The organism is Pseudomonas sp. S1_E05, from assembly GCF_056337105.1.
Map to the genome: position 1 here is coordinate 380,047 of NZ_JBFRHM010000001.1, position 17,791 is coordinate 397,837.

The 17,791-nt window shown below is 62.4% G+C and carries 14 protein-coding genes and 1 pseudogene; 7 read left to right on the top strand and 8 right to left on the bottom strand.

Going from position 1 to position 17,791, the window contains the following annotated elements; translation table 11 throughout:
- Nucleotides 1–12 precede the first annotated feature (12 nt).
- Together AB4N33_RS01560 and AB4N33_RS01565 are read left to right on the top strand one after the other, a co-directional pair.
- Nucleotides 13–792 (top strand): alpha/beta fold hydrolase, encoded by a 780-nt coding sequence (locus tag AB4N33_RS01560; RefSeq protein ID WP_476456257.1) that lies wholly within the window; start codon nt 13–15, stop codon nt 790–792.
- 30 nt (nt 793–822) lie between these two features.
- Nucleotides 823–1,575 (top strand): 3-oxoacyl-ACP reductase family protein, encoded by a 753-nt coding sequence (locus AB4N33_RS01565; protein WP_460122428.1) that lies wholly within the window; start codon nt 823–825, stop codon nt 1,573–1,575.
- 49 nt (nt 1,576–1,624) lie between these two features.
- Here AB4N33_RS01565 and AB4N33_RS01570 read toward each other — a convergent pair whose 3' ends face one another.
- Nucleotides 1,625–2,839 (bottom strand): MFS transporter, encoded by a 1,215-nt coding sequence (locus AB4N33_RS01570; protein ID WP_476456258.1) that lies wholly within the window; start codon nt 2,837–2,839, stop codon nt 1,625–1,627.
- A gap of 142 nt (nt 2,840–2,981) precedes the next feature.
- Between AB4N33_RS01570 and AB4N33_RS01575 the strand changes: the two genes are divergently transcribed.
- Nucleotides 2,982–3,797 carry an AraC family transcriptional regulator gene (locus AB4N33_RS01575; RefSeq protein ID WP_476456259.1) on the top strand — a complete coding sequence of 272 codons (816 nt, stop codon included), beginning with the start codon at nt 2,982–2,984 and terminating at the stop codon, nt 3,795–3,797.
- A gap of 116 nt (nt 3,798–3,913) precedes the next feature.
- Here AB4N33_RS01575 and AB4N33_RS01580 read toward each other — a convergent pair whose 3' ends face one another.
- Entirely contained in the window at nt 3,914–5,347 is a 1,434-nt protein-coding gene (locus tag AB4N33_RS01580) for a catalase (RefSeq protein WP_460122433.1), read from the bottom strand.
- Nucleotides 5,348–5,422: 75 nt separating this feature from the next.
- Nucleotides 5,423–5,848, bottom strand: a complete 426-nt coding sequence (locus AB4N33_RS01585) for an organic hydroperoxide resistance protein (RefSeq protein ID WP_460122435.1) — start codon at nt 5,846–5,848, stop codon at nt 5,423–5,425.
- Between the two features lie 222 nt (nt 5,849–6,070).
- Here AB4N33_RS01585 and AB4N33_RS01590 point away from each other — a divergent pair.
- The 4 genes and pseudogenes from AB4N33_RS01590 to AB4N33_RS01605 form a co-directional block, all read left to right on the top strand.
- A pseudogene (locus AB4N33_RS01590) lies at nt 6,071–7,648 on the top strand (PAS domain-containing protein); the annotation flags it as partial.
- A gap of 91 nt (nt 7,649–7,739) precedes the next feature.
- A complete protein-coding gene (locus AB4N33_RS01595; protein WP_476456260.1) occupies nt 7,740–8,909 on the top strand; it encodes a sensor histidine kinase in 1,170 nt (389 codons plus the stop codon).
- Complete coding sequence (locus AB4N33_RS01600; RefSeq protein ID WP_460126606.1) at nt 8,909–9,280, top strand: response regulator; 372 nt, start codon at nt 8,909–8,911, stop codon at nt 9,278–9,280. Before AB4N33_RS01595 ends, AB4N33_RS01600 begins: the two co-directional genes overlap by 1 nt.
- 29 nt (nt 9,281–9,309) lie before the next feature.
- Nucleotides 9,310–9,960, top strand: a complete 651-nt coding sequence (locus tag AB4N33_RS01605; RefSeq protein ID WP_476456261.1) for a response regulator transcription factor — start codon at nt 9,310–9,312, stop codon at nt 9,958–9,960.
- Nucleotides 9,961–9,973: 13 nt separating this feature from the next.
- Here AB4N33_RS01605 and AB4N33_RS01610 read toward each other — a convergent pair whose 3' ends face one another.
- The 5 genes from AB4N33_RS01610 to AB4N33_RS01630 form a co-directional block, all read right to left on the bottom strand.
- On the bottom strand, nt 9,974–12,865 hold the full coding sequence (locus AB4N33_RS01610) for an ATP-binding protein (RefSeq protein WP_476456262.1): 2,892 nt from the start codon (nt 12,863–12,865) through the stop codon (nt 9,974–9,976).
- A 130-nt stretch (nt 12,866–12,995) separates the two neighbouring features.
- Nucleotides 12,996–13,412, bottom strand: a complete 417-nt coding sequence (locus AB4N33_RS01615) for an organic hydroperoxide resistance protein (RefSeq protein WP_460122443.1) — start codon at nt 13,410–13,412, stop codon at nt 12,996–12,998.
- A 42-nt stretch (nt 13,413–13,454) separates the two neighbouring features.
- Nucleotides 13,455–13,853, bottom strand: a complete 399-nt coding sequence (locus AB4N33_RS01620) for a sigma factor (protein ID WP_460122445.1) — start codon at nt 13,851–13,853, stop codon at nt 13,455–13,457.
- 167 nt (nt 13,854–14,020) lie between these two features.
- Nucleotides 14,021–14,770, bottom strand: coding sequence for a creatininase family protein (locus tag AB4N33_RS01625; RefSeq protein WP_460122447.1), 750 nt, complete (start codon nt 14,768–14,770; stop codon nt 14,021–14,023).
- Nucleotides 14,771–15,934: 1,164 nt separating this feature from the next.
- On the bottom strand, nt 15,935–17,542 hold the full coding sequence (locus tag AB4N33_RS01630; RefSeq protein ID WP_476456263.1) for an ABC-F family ATP-binding cassette domain-containing protein: 1,608 nt from the start codon (nt 17,540–17,542) through the stop codon (nt 15,935–15,937).
- Nucleotides 17,543–17,791: the final 249 nt, after the last annotated feature.

Here is a 17,791-nt window from a genome sequence, read left to right on the forward strand (position 1 = left end):
AGGAGTCACCCTATGAAAAAAGTCATGACGGCGCTGGCGATCACCGCCAGCCTGATGGCCTGCGGCAGCGCGTTTGCCCAGCCTGAAAAACCCACGGTAGTACTGGTGCACGGTGCCTTTGCCGATGCGTCGAGCTGGAACGGCGTGGTGAAAATTCTCGAGCAGGATGGTTACACGGTGGTCGCTGCCGCCAACCCGTTGCGCAGCGTGAAAAGCGATGGCGCGTCGGTGTCGGCGTTGCTGTCGAGCATCAAGACACCTGTGGTACTGGTCGGCCATTCCTACGGCGGCAATGTGATCAGCGCGGCGGCGAATGGCCATCCGGGCGTCAAGGCGCTGGTCTATGTCAGTGCCTTTGCGCCCGAAACGGGCGAAACCGTTGCCGGTCTGGCGGGCAAATTCCCCGGAAGCACGCTGGGCCCGACCCTGGCCGCGCCGGTTGCCCTGGCCGATGGAGGCAAGGATCTGTACATCCAGCAAGACAAGTTTCACGACCAGTTTGCCGCAGACGTTCCGTCACCGGAGGCGGCTCTGATGGCTGCCACCCAACGTCCGGTCACCGATGCGGCGTTGAACGAGAAGGCGGGTACGCCCGCCTGGAAGAAAGTGCCTTCGTGGTTCATCTACGGCGACCAGGACAAGAACATACCGCCGCAAGCCATGGCGTTCATGGCCAAGCGTGCCGGCGCCAAAGGGGTAGAAGTGGTGAGTGGGGCGTCCCACGTGGTGATGGTTTCCAACCCCGAACCGGTTGCCCGGTTGATTGAAAAGGCCGCCTCCGCTTCCCGGTAATTCGTATCCCTTTCAGAGCAGGTATTGCATATGTCCACCCATCTACAACGTTTCACTGGCAAGACCGCATTAGTGACCGGGGGCTCGCGGGGCATCGGTGCGGCCATCGTCCGCCGTCTGGCCAGGGAAGGCGCAAGGGTCGCCTTCACCTACTCGGCTTCCGATGAGAAGGCCGAGGCATTGGTGCACAGCGTCGAAGGCGAGGGCGGTACCGCCTTGGCCATCAAGGCCAACAGCAAGTTCGCCGACGACATCGAGCACGCGGTCAGCTTCACCGTGCAGAAGTTCGGTGCGTTGAACATTCTGGTGAACAACGCAGGCATCCTCGCGCTGGGCACGGTCGATGACTTCACTGTCGAGGCGCTGGACGAGTTGTACGCGGTGAACGTGCGAGCGGCTTACATTGCTGCCCGGGCCTGTGCCAAGGTCATGCAGCGCGGCGACCGAATCATCACCATCGGCAGCGTGGCCGGCGAACGGAGCGGCTTTCCCGGCTCCAGCGGCTATTGCATGAGCAAGGCCGCGATGATCGGCCTGGTCCGGGGCCTGGCCCAGGACTTCGCCGCGCGGGGTATTACGGTCAACAACATCCAGCCTGGTCCGACGGCGACTGACATGAACCCGGCCGATGCACCGTATCTGGAACACGTCATCAGTCGTGTGCCGCTGGGGCGCCTGGGCCGTGCCGATGAAATTGCCGGTATGGCGGCATATCTGGCCAGTGACGATGCTTCGTTTGTTACCGGTTCGAGCCTGACGGTCGATGGGGGTTACCTGGCCTGACCGGGCCTGCCCGACGCCGTTGTGCAAGTGCTCAACGGCGTCGGGCGTTTCAGGCCACCGACACCTGCGGTGACTGCTCCGTCGCCGGTTTGAGCAGCGGCGTGATGCATAGCATTACCAGCAGTACTGCAAACAGCATCGTGTAGGCCGGGCCGAAATGGCCGCTGTAGTCGCGCAAGGCGCCAAACAGCAATGGACCCAGCGCTGCCACCAGGTAACCGATGAACAACATGAACACGGTCCACAAGCCCGCTTGCTCGGCGTTGCCGGCGTTATCCAACGGCAAGGTCATGGCAAGGGTAAACCCCATACCCAGGCCGATGGCCGCCACTACCACATACAGAATCGGCAAGGACTGTGCGAAGAATGCCATGCCAGCCACGCCCAGTGTCGCCAGTAGCGTCGAGCACGCGAGCAAGCCACGACGATCATGGGCTTTACCGGGAATCAGGCCGGCGCTGACACTGGCGACGGCGAACACGGCGGTGAAGACGCCGAGCAGCGTACCAGGGGACCAGGTCGATATAGCCGCCTCCGCGGAGGCGGGCGCCATCCAGGCGAAAAGGGCGTAGACCACGAACTGTCCGGCGCCGAAGTTCAACGCCACCCACCAGGCTTGCGGGGTGCGCCAGGGCAGGCGAGTGCTCAGGGCAGGGCGTGCGTGAGCGGCGGTGGCGGGTGTGGCGAAGGTCCGGGTCATCCAGATCCAGCTGGCTACGGCGGTCAGGCTCAACACACTCCAGACCCCGGCGCTGACTCGCCAGCTCTGCGCCCATTCGGCAATCGGTGCGCTGAACACTGCCGCGAGGGTGGCACCCACGCTCAGCCCCGCGGCGTAAATACCCATGAACAAAGCGGCGCGGTGGGGGAAGTGAGTCTTGATCCAGCCACCGGTCATGGCCCCGGCAAGGGCGATACCGACGCTGGCAGCAAACGTGCTGCCCAGCAGCAAAAAACCATTGGGCGACAGGGCCCGCAGCAGGGTGGCGACGCCGAGCAGCAGCAGGGCGACCACCACGCAGCGGTCGATACCGAAGCGCCGTGTGAGGTTGGGCACCATCAGGGCGAAAACGCCCATGCACACGTCGGGGATGGAGGTGAGCAGGGCGGCCTGGGTGTAACTCAGGTGGAAGTGCTGCTGGATCAGCAACAGGATCGGGCCCACGGAGATGATCGCGGGGCGTAAGGCGATGGACAGCACCAGCAGGCCGATGACGGCGGCGATGTTGTATTGGGAGTCGCTATGGTTTTGAGTGTTTGCCATGTGGGCGGCCTCGTTGGGATGAACGAAGACAAGGCTATCCATGGCTGGAAGGCGGCATATGCCATCTTTTGTCGCAAAAGTGACAACTGGTGATCGGCCATGTTTTGATGGTTTACGACACACGACTTGGGGCTCTTGGCCAGTGAAACGAGCAGACCGAACCGTTGCCGAGCGAGCAAACTGCGTCCTGCGCAGCGAGGATTACCTGGATTACCAGGACGTGCCACGGCTGATGACTGTGCTGGTGCGCGACCAGGACACCGGTCAGTACAACGAACCGCACAGCCATCGGCACGGGCAATTGCTGTACGCCGCCAGTGGCGTGATGCGGGTGGCGACGCCGACCGGGTTGTGGGTTTTGCCGCCCAGGCGGGCGTTGTGGATTCCACCGCAGGTCGTCCACGACCAGCGCATGCTCAGCCCGGTGCAGATGCGCTCGGTCTACATCGAGCCAGAGGCCGCAGGGCGTTTCGGCGACAGCTGCAAGGTGGTGGAGATCTCGTCGTTGCTGCGCGAGCTGATTCTGGCGCTGGCAGAACAGTCGATCGAATACCCTCAGGAAGGGCGCAATGCTCATGTGGTGGCACTGATTCTCAGTGAGCTCGAGCGTGCGCGGACATTGCCGTTGCAGGTCCCATGGCCTCGGGATCGACGGCTGGTCAGTGTGTGCACCGCCATCCTGGAGAATCCCGAACAGGCCCATTCGGTCGATTACTGGGCGGACCGGGTCGGTGCCAGTTCAAGGACATTGATCCGACTTTTCCAGCATGAAACCGGGTTGAATTTCCGCCACTGGGTACAGCAGGTCCGCCTGGCCACCGCCATCGACCGGCTCGACCGGGGCCACCCCATCGGTCACATCGCCCACGCCCTGGGCTACGACAGCCAAAGCGCCTTCAGCGCCATGTTCCGCCGAGTGATGGGCGAATCCCCAAGAGAGTTCATGGCCCGCAGTTGATCGGTAGGAGCGAGCCTGCTCGCGATTGCGCCATGTCAGGCGATACAAGGGCGACTGACCGGACGCCATCGCGAGCAAGCTCGCTCCTACAGGGGTTTTGTGTGGCCAGGTTTTGATCAACCCAAGGCTTCAATCGCCTGCGCCACACCTGCGCCATACGCGGGATCGGCCTGGGTGCAGTTGTCGATATGACGCTGTTTCACCTGGGCCGATGCGCCCTGGATGGCGCGGGCGGTATTGTCGAACAGCACCTGTTGCTGGGCCGGACTCATCAGGCGGAACAGGGCTGCGGGCTGGGAGAAATAGTCATCGTCCTCGCGGTGGTTCCAGTGGTCGGCGCTACCGTGCAGCGCCAGTGGCGGCTCGCGAAAGTCCGGTTGTTCAGCCCACTCGCCATAGCTGTTGGGCTCGTAACCAAGCGTGCTGCCGGCATTGGCGTTGATGCGCATCTGCCCGTCGCGGTGGTAGCTGTTCACCGGGCAGCGAGCCGCGTTTACCGGGATCTGGTGATGGTTGACCCCCACTCGGTAACGCTGGGCGTCGCCGTAGGAAAACAACCGCGCCTGCAACATCTTGTCCGGCGAGAAGCTGATGCCCGGCACCACGTTGGCCGGGTTGAACGCCGCCTGTTCAACGTCAGCGAAATAGTTCTCGGGATTGCGGTTGAGCTCCAGTACGCCCACTTCGATCAGCGGGTAGTCGGCATGGGGCCAGACTTTGGTCAGGTCGAACGGATTGATCGGGTAGGTGGCCGCATCCAGCTCGGGCATCACCTGCACGAACAGTTTCCAACGCGGAAAGTCGCCTTTCTCGATGCTGTCATACAGGTCGCGCTGTGCGCTCTCGCGGTCGGCGGCGATCACGGCGCCGGCTTCGGCGTCGGTGAGGTTGGCGATGCCTTGTTCGGTCTTCCAGGTGAATTTGACCCAGGAGCGCTGGTTGTCCGGGCTGATGAAACTGAACGTGTGGCTGCCGAACCCGTGCATGTGCCGGTAGGATTGGGGCAGGCCTCGGTCGCTCATGACGATGGTGACTTGATGCAGGGCTTCTGGCAGCAAAGTCCAGAAATCCCAGTTGTTGTTGGCGCTGCGCATGTTCGTGCGCGGATCACGCTTGACCGCGTGGTTGAGGTCCGGGAACTTCAACGGGTCGCGCAGGAAGAACACTGGCGTGTTGTTGCCCACCAGGTCCCAGTTGCCCTGTTCGGTGTAGAACTTGATGGCAAACCCGCGAATGTCCCGCTCGGCATCGGCCGCGCCACGCTCGCCAGCCACGGTGGAAAACCGTATGAAAATGTCAGTGGTCTTGCCCACCTGGGAAAACAGTTTGGCCTTGGTGTAGCGGGTGATGTCATGGGTCACCGTAAAGGTGCCGTGGGCGCCCGATCCCTTGGCGTGCATGCGTCGCTCGGGAATGACCTCTCGGTCAAAGTGCGCGAGCTTTTCCAGCAGCCACACGTCCTGCAACAACATCGGGCCTCTGGGGCCCGCCGTCTGCACATTGTTGTTATCGACTACCGGTGCGCCGGCGGCGGTTGTCAGCTTGTTCATCATCAGCTCCTCACGGTTATGGGGCGGAACCGGACCCCTGGTTCAGGCGGCCCGGTTCGAACGGCTTCGAAGCACTCAGACCAAGGTGATCTGAACGGCAATGTTATTGCGCGACAGCTTCGAGTACGGGCAGGTCTCATGCGCGGCATTCACCAAGGCCAGGGCCGATTCGCGCTCCACACCCGGCACGCTGACGTTCAGGCGCGCTTGCAGGAAGTAGCTGCCCTCGGCGGAGCACAGGTCGACCTGCGCATCGATGGCCACGGGCTGTGGCAGATTGATGCTCATGCGCCGTGCCGCCAGGCGCAGCGCACCTTCGAAGCATGCGGACCAGCCGGCGGCGAACAGTTGCTCCGGGTTGGTGCCGGCACCCGACGAGCCAGGGCTGGAAAGATTGATCTCGAGGCGCCCGTCATTGCTGCGAGCATGACCGTCACGGCCACCGGTGGTGTGGACGTTGGCGGTGTAGAGCACGTTCTCGGGTGCGGTCGGAGCAGGCATGGCGTTTTCCTTTTTATGGATGTTTGATGAAACTTCATCTCACCAAATCCCCCAACGCGCGCTCAATTGCACCTAGGTGTTAGTGCGCCTCGCAGTGGGGGGGCCGCGAACGTGCACACCCGCGTCTAGACTGATGCCGGCATGCGACACCAAGGTATGATTGGCTTTGACCCGCCAGCAGGGCCATCCTCGCCAAACGGCGACCGCACACACAGGATCGGTATGGACAACCAGAGCATCATCGACGTGCTGCCATGTGTGGCATGGACCGCGCTCGCCGATGGTCGTGTCGATTACGTCAATCAGTACTGGTGCCGCTACACCGGCCGTGACCGCTGTGAGGCCATGGAGGCCGGTTGGCAGTTGTCCATCCATCCCGATGATCGCACGCACGTGTCGCAGGCCTGGCAGACGATCCTGGGAACTGGCGAGCCCCGCGACATCAGCGCGCGCCTGCGCCGCGCCGATGGTGCGTACCGTCGTTTCCTGCTGCGCGTCAGCCCATTGCCGGACGCCGCTGGCGGCCTTCACAAGTGGTGCGGGATTGGCACCGACATCGAGGATCACTGTGAGGTGGCCTCGCCACCCCTCGCGATCGAGCCCGATCTGCGCACCCTCATCGACAACATTCCTGCGCTGGTTTCGCTGATGGGCCCCAACGGCGAGCTGGAGTACGTGAACAGCCACAACCTCCAATACATGGGCACCACCCTTGAAGCGCTCAAGGGCTGGAGCACCAGCGACATCATCCACCCCGAGGACAAGCCCCATATCCTGCAAAGCTGGACGCACTCGGTCACCACCGGCGAGCCGTTTCGCGCGGAGCAACGTATCCGCCGTGCCGACGGTGCCTACCACTGGTTCGTGGCCAATGGCATACCGATGCGCGACGACTGCGGTCGCATCACCCGCTGGTGGGTCATTACCGTGGACATCGATGAACACAAGCGCGACAAGGCACTGATCGCCCAGGCGCTGGTGGAGATCAGTGCGTCGGAAGCACGGTTTCGCAGCCTGATCAACGCGGTCCCTGGTTTCGTCTGGAGTGCGGCGCCAGATGGCTACGTCAGTTTCCTCAACCAGCGCTGGTGCGATTACACCGGAATCGCGCTGCAGGAGGCGTGCGGCGATGGCTGGACGGCCTCGGTGCACCCGGACGATCAGGACACGTTGGCGTCCTATCGGCGAATACTGGCATCGGAGCAACCCGGCGAATTTGAGGCGCGGCTGCGGCGCGTCGACGGCGTCTTCCGCTGGTTCCTGGTGCGTGCCGTACCGGAGCGCGACGACCGGGGGCGAGTGGTGCGCTGGTACGGGGAAAATACTGACATCGAAGATCGCAAGCGCGCCGAGATGCTGCTGGAGGGCGAAAAACATCTGCTCGGCCTGATCGCCGGCGGTACACCGCTCAGGCTCATTCTCGAAGCCCTGTGCGAGCTGGTCGAAGCGAGCATCGACGGCGGTGTGTGCAGCATCGTGCAGATCGATCCCAATGGCTCGTATCGGGTGCCCAAGGCCGTCCCACGCATAGTGCCGGGCGCAGCGCCGAACCTGCCGCCCGACCTGACCATCGCCGCTGATGGGCGTCCGGTGGATGCAGCCGGTTGTCCGGCCGCCCTGGTCGCCATTCGCAACCAGCAGGTGATTTGCCCGGACCTGGCTCGTGAGCAGCGTTGGCCCCGCTGGTGTGCCAGCGTATTGAGTCATGGCCTGCGGGCCAATTGGTCGACGCCAGTCACCTCCATCAATGGCACGGTGATCGGCGTGCTCTCGCTGCTGTTCAGAGAGGCGGGCAGGCCCGATGCCACCCAGCAGAATCTGATCGCCCAGTTTACCCACCTCGCCAGCATCGCCATTGACCGCGCGCGCGGCGAAGCGGCGCTGCGCCAGAGTGAGGCGTTCCTGGCCAAGGCGCAGCGTCTGGAGTTCCACCGGCACGTTTTCCTGGCACGCCGGTTCGAACGACATCATCTGGTCCGAGGAGACTTACCGCATACTCGACCTGGACCCCGGCATCAGACCCACCTTCGACTTGCTCTACACACGTATCCATCCGGAGGATCTCTCCAGCTACAAGGAGATGATTCGTTGCCAGCGCAAGAAAGGTGGCGACTTCGAACACGAACATCGCCTGCAACTGCTCGACGGTACGGTCAAGCATGTTCACCTGGTGGCCCATGCGATGCCGGATGAAGGCGGTGGCCTGGAGTACATTGCCGCCTTGCAGGATGTCACACAGCGCCGCCATTCCGAGACCGTCCTGGGCGAGGTTCGCTCGGAGCTGGCCCATTTGGCGCGGGTCGCCAGCCTGGGCGCGTTGACCGCGTCCATTGCCCACGAAGTCAATCAGCCGCTGGCCGGGATCATCACCAATGCCAGCACTTGCCTGCGCATGCTCGGCGCCAGTCCGCCAAACGTCGCGGGCGCACTCGAAACGGCTCGCCGCACCATTCGTGACGGCAATCGTGCCGCGGATGTCATCAAGCGTCTGCGGGTGTTGTTTTCCAAAGACAGCATCGCCCTGGAAGACGTTAACCTCAACGAAGCGGCGCGCGAGGTGATCGCCCTGTTACTGGGCGAACTGCAGCGGGGCCGGGTCATCGTCAATCCTGTGTTCGCCGACGGCCTGCCGCTGGTCAAAGGCGATCGCGTGCAGTTGCAACAGGTCATTCTCAACCTGATCCTCAATGCCAAGGAGGCGATGAGTAGCGTTACCGACCGGTCTCGGCACCTGCAGGTCAGCACCGGGGTACAGGATCAGCAGGTGTATCTGGAGGTCAGGGACAACGGCACCGGTTTCGACCCGAAAGACGCCGAGCGCCTGTTCAACGCGTTCTTCACCACCAAACAATCGGGCATGGGCATTGGTTTGTCGGTCAGCCATTCGATTATCGACAGTCATGACGGCCGGTTGTGGGCCTGCGTGAACGATATCGGGCCCGGTGCAATCTTTCGTTTTTCGCTTCCGTACTCGTCTGACCATGATCAGCCGACCGGTAGGGATGACGCCCCCAGGCCGGACGCGGGAAGCGGCCGCGATCACACCAGAGAGGGTTTTTGATGGACAAGCCTTTACTCATATCGGTGGTTGACGACGATGAGTCCGTGCGTGAAGCGTTACCGGATCTGCTCAGGGAATTCGGCTTTGCGGTGCAGGCCTTTTCTTCAGCGCAGGCCTTTCTGGCCTCCGATTACCTTGAGCAGACGCGCTGCCTGATTCTGGATGTCGCCATGCCGGGCATGTCCGGCCCCGAGCTGCAAAAGCGGCTCACATCGCAGCACTACGCGATTCCGATCATCTTTATCACGGCGCTGGGCGATGTCGGACAGCGCCCGTTTCTGATCAGTCAGGGTGCGGTGGATTGCCTGCTCAAGCCGTTCAGCGAGGCGGAGCTGCTCAAGGCGCTCAGCGCCGCGCTACCGGTCAGCTGAACGTCGATCAACTTTTGAGGAAATGTGTGGTGAACGCCAATCACGAGCTCGCCCCCAAGCCTGCGAACAACACGCCGATCGTGTTTGTGGTCGATGACGATATTTCCGTGCGAGAGTCGCTGGAGCTGCTGATCGGCCAGGCGCAGTGGCGGCCGAAGCTGTTTGAATCAGCGCGGGCATTCCTCGACCATCCGCGTCCATTGGTGCCCAGTTGCCTGGTGCTCGACATCAATCTGCCGGACCTCAATGGGCTGGATTTGCAGAATGCAATTGCAGGCGAGCGACCCGACATGCCGATCATTTTCATCACCGGCTACGGCGATGTGCCGCGCTCGGTGCGGGCAATGAAAGCCGGGGCCGTGGAGTTTTTGACCAAGCCATTCGACGATGAAGTGTTGCTCTCGGCCATCGCCGATGCGCTGCAAAGCAGTCGTGCGGCGCTCGATCGCGAGGGGGACCTGCGCGTATTGCGCGACAACCATGCCACCCTGACGCCCCGCGAGCACGAGGTACTGGACATGGTGGTGGCCGGGCGAATGAACAAGGTCATTGCCTCGGACCTGGGCATCAGCGAGATCACGGTCAAAGCCCATCGTGGCAAGGTCATGCGCAAGATGAAGGCCCGGTCCCTGGCCGATCTGGTGAAAAAAGTCGGGCAGCTTTCACCTCGGTCCGACTGAACCGGCCTGCCGCTCAGCCCGGCAGGCTTTGCCAGAGACGTTCCAGTTGACGCAGGTCGAGGCTATCGTAGCCCTCCGTCATCCGCTCACGACAGGCCGTCAGCAGTTCCCTGGCATCAGCCGGCTTGCCCTGTTCCAGCCAAAGACGCGCGAGGTCCATCGAGGTACGCAGTTCCCATGAGCGGGCGCCTTGCTGGCGGCTCAGCGTGATCGATTCATCGAGCAGGTCATGGACGACACCGGGGGTAGCAGGCGCTAGGATCTTGAGAATATTTGCCTTGATCCGCAACAGCTCGGGCAGGGCGTAGGCATCGCCGCTGTGACGGCAGTGGCTGATCGTGGACTCGACCTGACACAAGGCTTTTTCGTACTGACCATTCAACACCAGGCCTTCGGTCAGCGACGTTTCGAACGAGGTGGTCAGCAGTTCATAGCGCATGCCTTGCAGGCGGGCCAGGCTTTCCTCGAGCAGGGCCACGGCGTTGCCCGGCTGTCCGGCACGAATCGCAATCGCCCCTTGCACGCCCAGCGTCGCCGCGATGTAGGGCGCCAGGGCATTGGCCTCGGCGATCTTGCTGAAGGTCTCCAGGCCAGCCGAGGCCTTGTCCAGATCGCCGGTCCAGATGTGGATACACAGTGTCCAGACGAGGGCGATGCAATAGGTCACTGAATGGTCCAGCGCCGCAGCCTCGGCCTCGACCTGCTCGGCCCAGCGCCTGGCCTGATCGGGAAAGCCCAGCAACCAGAGGGTGCGCGCGAGTGCCAGCCCGGTGCGGTTGCGGTGGTCGAAACCGTAATGAACGGTGCTGCTGCGTTCGGACGGCAAGCTGTAGCGCAGGGACTTTTCCAGTTCCTTGCGCGCCAGCTGCTGATTGCCGAGCAAGTGGTGGGAGATGCCGGCCAACGAGGCGGCCACGGCAATGGCCTCGGGTTTACCGATCACATGACCGACTGCCACGGCTTGTTCAGCCCAGGCCAGCGATGAAGGGAAGTCGCCGATACGTTCGGAAAAAATCTGCAAGCGACCCAGCAAGCGCAGTTGCGACCAGTGATCGCCGAGCGCCTGTGCGATGTCCAGCGCCCTGAGCAATGCCTTGTGCGCCGCGTCGCTGTTGCCACGGGTAAACATCAGCACCAACCCCAGAGCCGCCTGCAACTCCATTTCGGTGGGTGTGCCGAAATAACCCAGCTCCAGCAACTCGGTGGCGCGTGAACACCAGGCGCGGCACTCGACCATCAATGAAAAATGCAGGAACAACGGCGCGCTGGCCGCCGCCAAGGGTAGCGCGAGCCCGGGATCGCCTTGGGGGCCGAAGCTCCATTCCAGCGCGCTCCTGATGTTGCCGAGCTGACAGGCAAGGCGTGAGCAACTGTCATAGATGTCGCCGGGCGTTGCCCCCAAATGATCGAGCAGTGCAGTGAAATAGGCGGCGTGCCTGAAAGACAGCGCATGGGCCTCGATTTCCCCGCGCACCACGAGTTTTTCCCGGGCAAAGGCGCGGGTCATTTCCAGCAGACGATAGGTGGCCAGGGAACTGCCGTGATCGACGGTGACCAGGCCTTTGGCAGCCAGTTCATCCAGCGCCGCTGCGGCAGTGATCGAATCGATTTGTCCGTCCGCGAGAATGTGCGACGCGGCTTCCAGCGAGAACGGTCCGACGAAAATCGCCAAGCGATCAAACACCAACTGTTCCTGGGGGCAGAGCAGGGCGTAGCTCCAGTCGAGCATCGCGCGCAGGGTCTGGTGGCGCGGCAATGCGGTGCGCCGCCCGGACCAACCAAGGGAGAAACGCTCGCCGAGCAGGGCGTGGGTGGCTTGCACGCCGTGGCTCGCCACGCGCATGGCGGCCAGTTCGATGGGCAAGGCCATGCCTTCCAGGCGTCTGCACATGTCGGCGATCAATTGCGCATCGCCGGCTTGCAGCAGCAGGGCCGCATTGCCTGACGACGCGCGCTCGACGAACAGGTTCACGGCCGGAAACGCCAGCAGTTCTTCGACGCTCAGGGTCTGCGTCTCCCCAGGAAAACCTAATGGACTGAGCCAGTGAATGTGTTCGCCAAGGGCGCGCAGTGGTTCGCGGCTGGTGGCCAGCAGCGCCACATCAGGGGCTGCCTCGCGGATCTGTTCGACGATCGCCGACACGGCGTCGATGAGGTGCTCGCAGTTGTCGATGATCAGCAGCAGCCGCTGTGTCCGCAGATGCGCCAGCAGTACCTGCAGCGGGTCTTCGGCCTGTACGGGAATGCCCAGTGCCGCTGCCAGGGAGGACGTCACCAGCGTGGCGTCCTCGACCTGGGCCAGGTCGACGAAGCGCACGCGTTCGGGTTGGCCGGCGCCAATGCGGTGCCCGACCTCGATTGCCAGGCTGGTCTTGCCGACCCCGCCCGGGCCGACGATGGTAAAGAGCCTGGGTTCCAGCGCTCGCTCGACGAGCATTTGCGCGTCGTCGTCGCGCCCCACGAGTCGAGCCCTTGGCGGCAGGTTACCGACGCTGCCAAGTCGTTGTTCGCCTGTGATCGAGGGCATGGCTGCAATCGATGGATGCTGGCTGACCTGCAAGCGTTCAATGGGGGCGACGAAGGCGTAACCCACGCCGACTTGCGTGGAGATGTACCGCGCGCCGTCTTCGCCATCCCGGAGGATCTTTCGCAGGCCGGTCATGTGAAAACGCAGGCTGCCTTCGGACACCACGATGTTGGGCCAGACCAGCTTGATCAGCTCGTGTTTGGACAGTACACGACCGGGACGTTCCAGCAAGGTGATCAGCAGGTCCAGGGCCCGTCCGCCGATCTCCACGGCGTGGCCGCGTCGGGTGAGCAGGCGCTTGCCCGGCGTGACGCAGAAAGGACCGAAGGCGAGTTGCAGGTTCAGGGATTCATGCAAATCGTCCGGGGCAGACTCCACAGGGAAGGCTCTCTGAAAAGTGGGCTGTGTGTTCGCGTCAGGCGAAAGTTGCGCGCTAGTCTGCATCATAGGGGTTTTGATTCAACGTTCAAGTGCTGCGAGGGTGCCGGGAGAGCGGCACCGCAATCGATCAGACCAGGCGGAGGTCGACGTCGATGTTGCGGCGAGTCGCCTTGGAGTAGGGGCAGTTCTGGTGCGCCGCCTCGATCAGTTGCCGGGCAATGTCCGGGGCAATCTCTGGCAGTGAAACAGCGAGCCGGGCTTGCAGGAAAAAACCCTGTTCACCATGCATCAGATCGATCTGGGCATCGACTGCGGCGTCCATCGGAAAGCCGATTTTGCGAGCGTTGCAGGCGTGACGCAGAGATCCCAGGAAACACGCCGACCAACAGACCGCGAACAATTGCTCGGGGTTGGTGCCCTGGCCCGGCGCACCGGGGGCGGAGAGTGTGAGGTCCAGTCGGCCGTCCTGGCTGCGTCCCGTCCCTTCGCGCCCCCCGGTGGTGTGGGTATGGCCGGTGTAAAGGACTTTTTCGACATTGATCATGGAGACTTCCTGATAGGCGCCAACGAGATTCGCGATGGCCTTTCAAATGGCCCGCGGGGATTGATGGCCGTTCAACAGGAGGTTGCTGGCCACCGGAGTAACGATCTGCGCGCCACGCTGGCTGCGCAAATGCTCGAGCAGGGTGTCGCGGGCCGTGTCGATCAACCACGCGCGAAACGGAGTGTTCACATCGTAGTCGGCGCGGCGCCGATACAATGTCATGAACGCCTGTTGCACCAGGGTGTCGACGCTGTCGCGCTCGACCCGTTCGGCCTGGACCTGGCCTTCGAAAAACGCCAGCAGCAGCGGGGTGACCGTGGCGATCAGTTGCAATGAGGCGGGTGTGTCGTGTTCCAGGACATCGTCCATCAACGCGCACAGTTCGGCGTTGGCGGGACGGTGGACTCTGTCGAGGCAGCTACCGCAATAACGTTCGGCCATGATCGGATCCCTCTTGAGCCATCAGTTCGACTGGGCATGCCGGACGCCCGATTATCGGGGTCGGCATGCCAGCAGTGGTCAGACTCAAGAGTGATACCGCAGGGCCAGGATCACCAGTTATGTGCTGTTAGCGCTTGTTAGCTGTGGCACATGGCTGATACGACGTTCTAGCGCGGCGCTTGCTCGCTGCTGAACAGATCCAGTTCGCGGATCAGGCCCTGCGCGGCCAGCATCACCAACTGGTGGCCTTTTTCCGGCGATGCCTGGGCCGGGTCAGAACCCATGCGGCCGTCGGGGTGGCGGGCGCGAAAGTCATGGGCTTCGCGGATCGGGCCCCAGTTGGCGATCGGCGGCGAATAGGGCGCCGACTTGATCGAGTCCGGGTAGGCCCACTGGGTCACGGCAATTTCCGAAGGCGTGGCATGAATGCCGTGGCCGGTCGGGAATTGCTGGTTGGCCAACGCGGTGACGCCTTCCAGGTCCCACCAGTTGCACAGTTTCAACGAGAACCCTGCCGAACGGCGGGCAAAGCTGGCTTCGGCATAAAGCTCGGAGAACGCCGCCTCGATCGAGGCGATGTTGCCGCCGTGACCGTTGAGGAAAAAGATCTTCTCGAAACCATGGGCCGCCAGCGAGCGCACCCAGTCGCCGATGGCGGCGATGAAGGTCGAGGGGCGCAGGGTGATGGTACCGGGGAACCCAAGGTGATGCTGGGCCATGCCGATGTTGAAGGTCGGAGCGATCAGGATATCCGCGGTTTTCTGTGCTTCGTGGGCGATGATCTCCGGGCACATCCAGTCGGTGCCCAGCAGACCGATCGGGCCATGCTGCTCGTTGGAGCCAATGGGAATGACGATGGTGCGCGAGCGCTCGAGAAATTGCTCGATCTCGGACCAGGTAGACAGGGGTAGTAACATTTCAGCCTCGCTAATCGACGGCTCCTGGCGGAGCGTGGGACATCTTGGGGCGTGACAATGTCGGGTGCAGATCCCGATTGCCCGCACAGCCATGACAGCACGGGGGATACACGCAGGACATTACACGATGGTGTCGATGGGCTTGTCGAACCGTCGAACCGTCGCGATGGTCGTTAACGATGACGCGGGCTTCCTGAAGGCCCGCGGTGCCTGGGCTGACATCGCGAGCAAGCTCGCTCCTACAGGGGTCGTGTTTCGCTTTTGGTCTTGATCTTCTGTAGGAGCGAGCTTGCTCGCGATGGTCGTTAACGATGACGCTGGCTGCCTGGAAGCCCGCGGTGCCTGAGCCACCATCGCGAGCATGCTCGCTCCTACAGGGGATCGTGCTCGGCTTTTGATCTTGATCTTCTGTAGGAGCGAGCACGCTCGCGATGGTCGTTAACGATGACGCGGGCTGTCTGGATGCCCGCGGTGCCTGGTCTACCATCGCGAGCAAGCTCGCTCCTACAGGGGATCGTGCTCGGCTTTTGATCTTGATCTTCTGTAGGAGCGAGCACGCTCGCGATGGTCGTCAACGATGACGCGGGCTGCCTGGAGGCCCGCAGTGGCTGGGCTGACATCGCGAGCAAGCTCGCTCCTACAGGGGTCGTGTTTCGCTTTTGATCTAGATCTTCTGTAGGAGCGAGCTTGCTCGCGATGGTCGTTAACGATAACGCGGGCTGTCTGGATGCCCGCGGTGGCTGGGCTGACATCGCGAGCATGCTCGCTCCTACAGGAATCGTGTTTCGCTTTTGATCTAGATCTTCTGTAGGAGCGAGCACGCTCGCGATGGTCGTTAACGATGACGCGGGCTTCCTGAAGGCCCGCGGTGCCTGGGCCACCATCGCGAGCATGCTCGCTCCTACAGGGGATCGTGCTCGGCTTTTGATCTTGATCTTCTGTAGGAGCGAGCTTGCTCGCGATGGTCGTTAACGATGACGCGGGCTGTCTGGATGCCCGCGGTGGCTGGGCCACCATCGCGAGCATGCTCGCTCCTACAGGAATCGTGCCCGCTTTTTATCTTGATCTTCTGTAGGAGCGAGCACGCTCGCGATGGTCGTTAACGATGACGCGGGCTGTCTGGATGCCCGCGGTGCCTGGTCTACCATCGGAGCATGCTCGCGCCTACAGGATTTGTATTTCCCAGGTGTGGCTGTGCAGGTGCAGGAGGTGGGTGAGTTGCAAGCGCGAGAGGAGGTCTTCGTCGTGGGAGGCGATCATCAAGGCGCCCTGATATTGGCTCAGCATGGTTTCCAGCGCCTGTAGCGACGCCAGGTCCAGGTGGTTGCCCGGTTCATCCAGCAGCAACAAATGCGCAGGTTCGTCGGCGTAGAGCACGCAGGCCAGGGCGGCCTTGAGGCGTTCGCCGCCACTGAGCGACCCGCTGGGTTGCAGCAGTTTCCCGGCATCCAGGTCCAGGTGGGCCAGGCGCGTACGCAACTCGCCCTCGCTGCTGCGGTGGTTCACTTGCAATAACTGTTCGAGCACCGACTTTTGCGGGTCCAGGGTACTTGTCTGTTGATCGAGCCAGGCTACCGGCACCTGCACCGAACATTCCCCCGATTGCGGCTGCAATTGCCCCGCCAGTACCTTCAACAATGTTGACTTGCCTACGCCGTTATCGCCCATCACGCCAATGCGCTGCCCGCCGCCAATGCTCAGGTCCATTGCGCAGGCGCTCTCAGGCCTGAACGGCAGTCGCAATGCCTCAAGCCTGGCGACCTGACGACGATGGGGCGATGAATCCTGAGGCGAATACAAACGAATCAACGCATCTTGCTCGACCTGTTGCACTGCCTCGCGCACCTGTCGGTTCATCTGTTCGCGAGTGGCGGCCTCCCGGGCCCTTGATTTACCCAGACTGTTCTCACTTTGCTCCTTGCGCCGCCCCAGCAGAATCGGCGCCTGATTGGCCTCGCGTGCATTGCGGTTGCCCTGGGCGTTTCGGCGTTCCTGACGCTCGCGCTGTTCGGCCATCACCTGCTCGCCGCGCTTGCGTTCGTGCTTGCGCTGCTGCAATAGACGCGCGGCGTTTTCACGTTCCAGGGACTTGGCCTGCTGATAAAAATCGTAGTTGCCGCCATAGCTTTGCAGGCCCAGAGACGACAGTTCGACGATGCGCGACATACGCCGCAACAACTGCCGGTCATGGCTGATCACCAGCAAGCCCTTGGGCCACTGGCTCAGTTGATTCATCAAAGTCAGGCGACTGGCGCGATCGAGGTGATTGGTCGGCTCATCGAGTATCAGCCAGTCAGGGTTGGCGACCCAGGCTCCCACCAGCGCCACGCGCATGGCCTGGCCACCACTGAGCTTCCCGGCAGGTTGCTCAAGCGAAAGGTGGCCCAGGCCCTGAGCCTGCAACTCGGCCTGCACAAGCCTGCGGATATCCCAGCGATCCGCGACGATGTCGAAATCCGCAGGCTCGACACTGCCGGCTTCGATACGTTGCAGTGCCGCCAGCACCGGCTCGACACCCATCAGATCGGCAACACTTCGGGTTGCATCGACCTGTTGCGTCAGGTAGTGCACGGAGCCATCGCGCACGCATCGGCCACTGCTCGGCTCCAACTGCCCGGCCAGTATTCGCGCGAGCAAACTCTTGCCCACACCATTGCGGCCTACCAGGCCAGTGGCGTGTTGATCAAATTCAACGCAAAGATCGGAAAAAACAACCCGGCCATCGGGCAAGGTCAAGGAAACGCTATCCAGCGTCAGGCGGGAATCGGTCATGGGTGTTTCTCAATGGATGCCAGCGATCACTTCCCCACGGCGTGGGAAAACATGAAGTCGGGACCGTCAAACAGGACGGCGGCATCAATTGCGCATCGGACGAACACCTCACAGGAGCCAAAGAACGTCGATTATGGAAGGGCCTGACCGGGAAGGGCAACCACCGATTCTCAGCATCGGCACTGGTTGCGCATTGACTGCCCTGACCTAAGCTTGGGACATGGCGAAACACAATTGCGGTGCTCACCC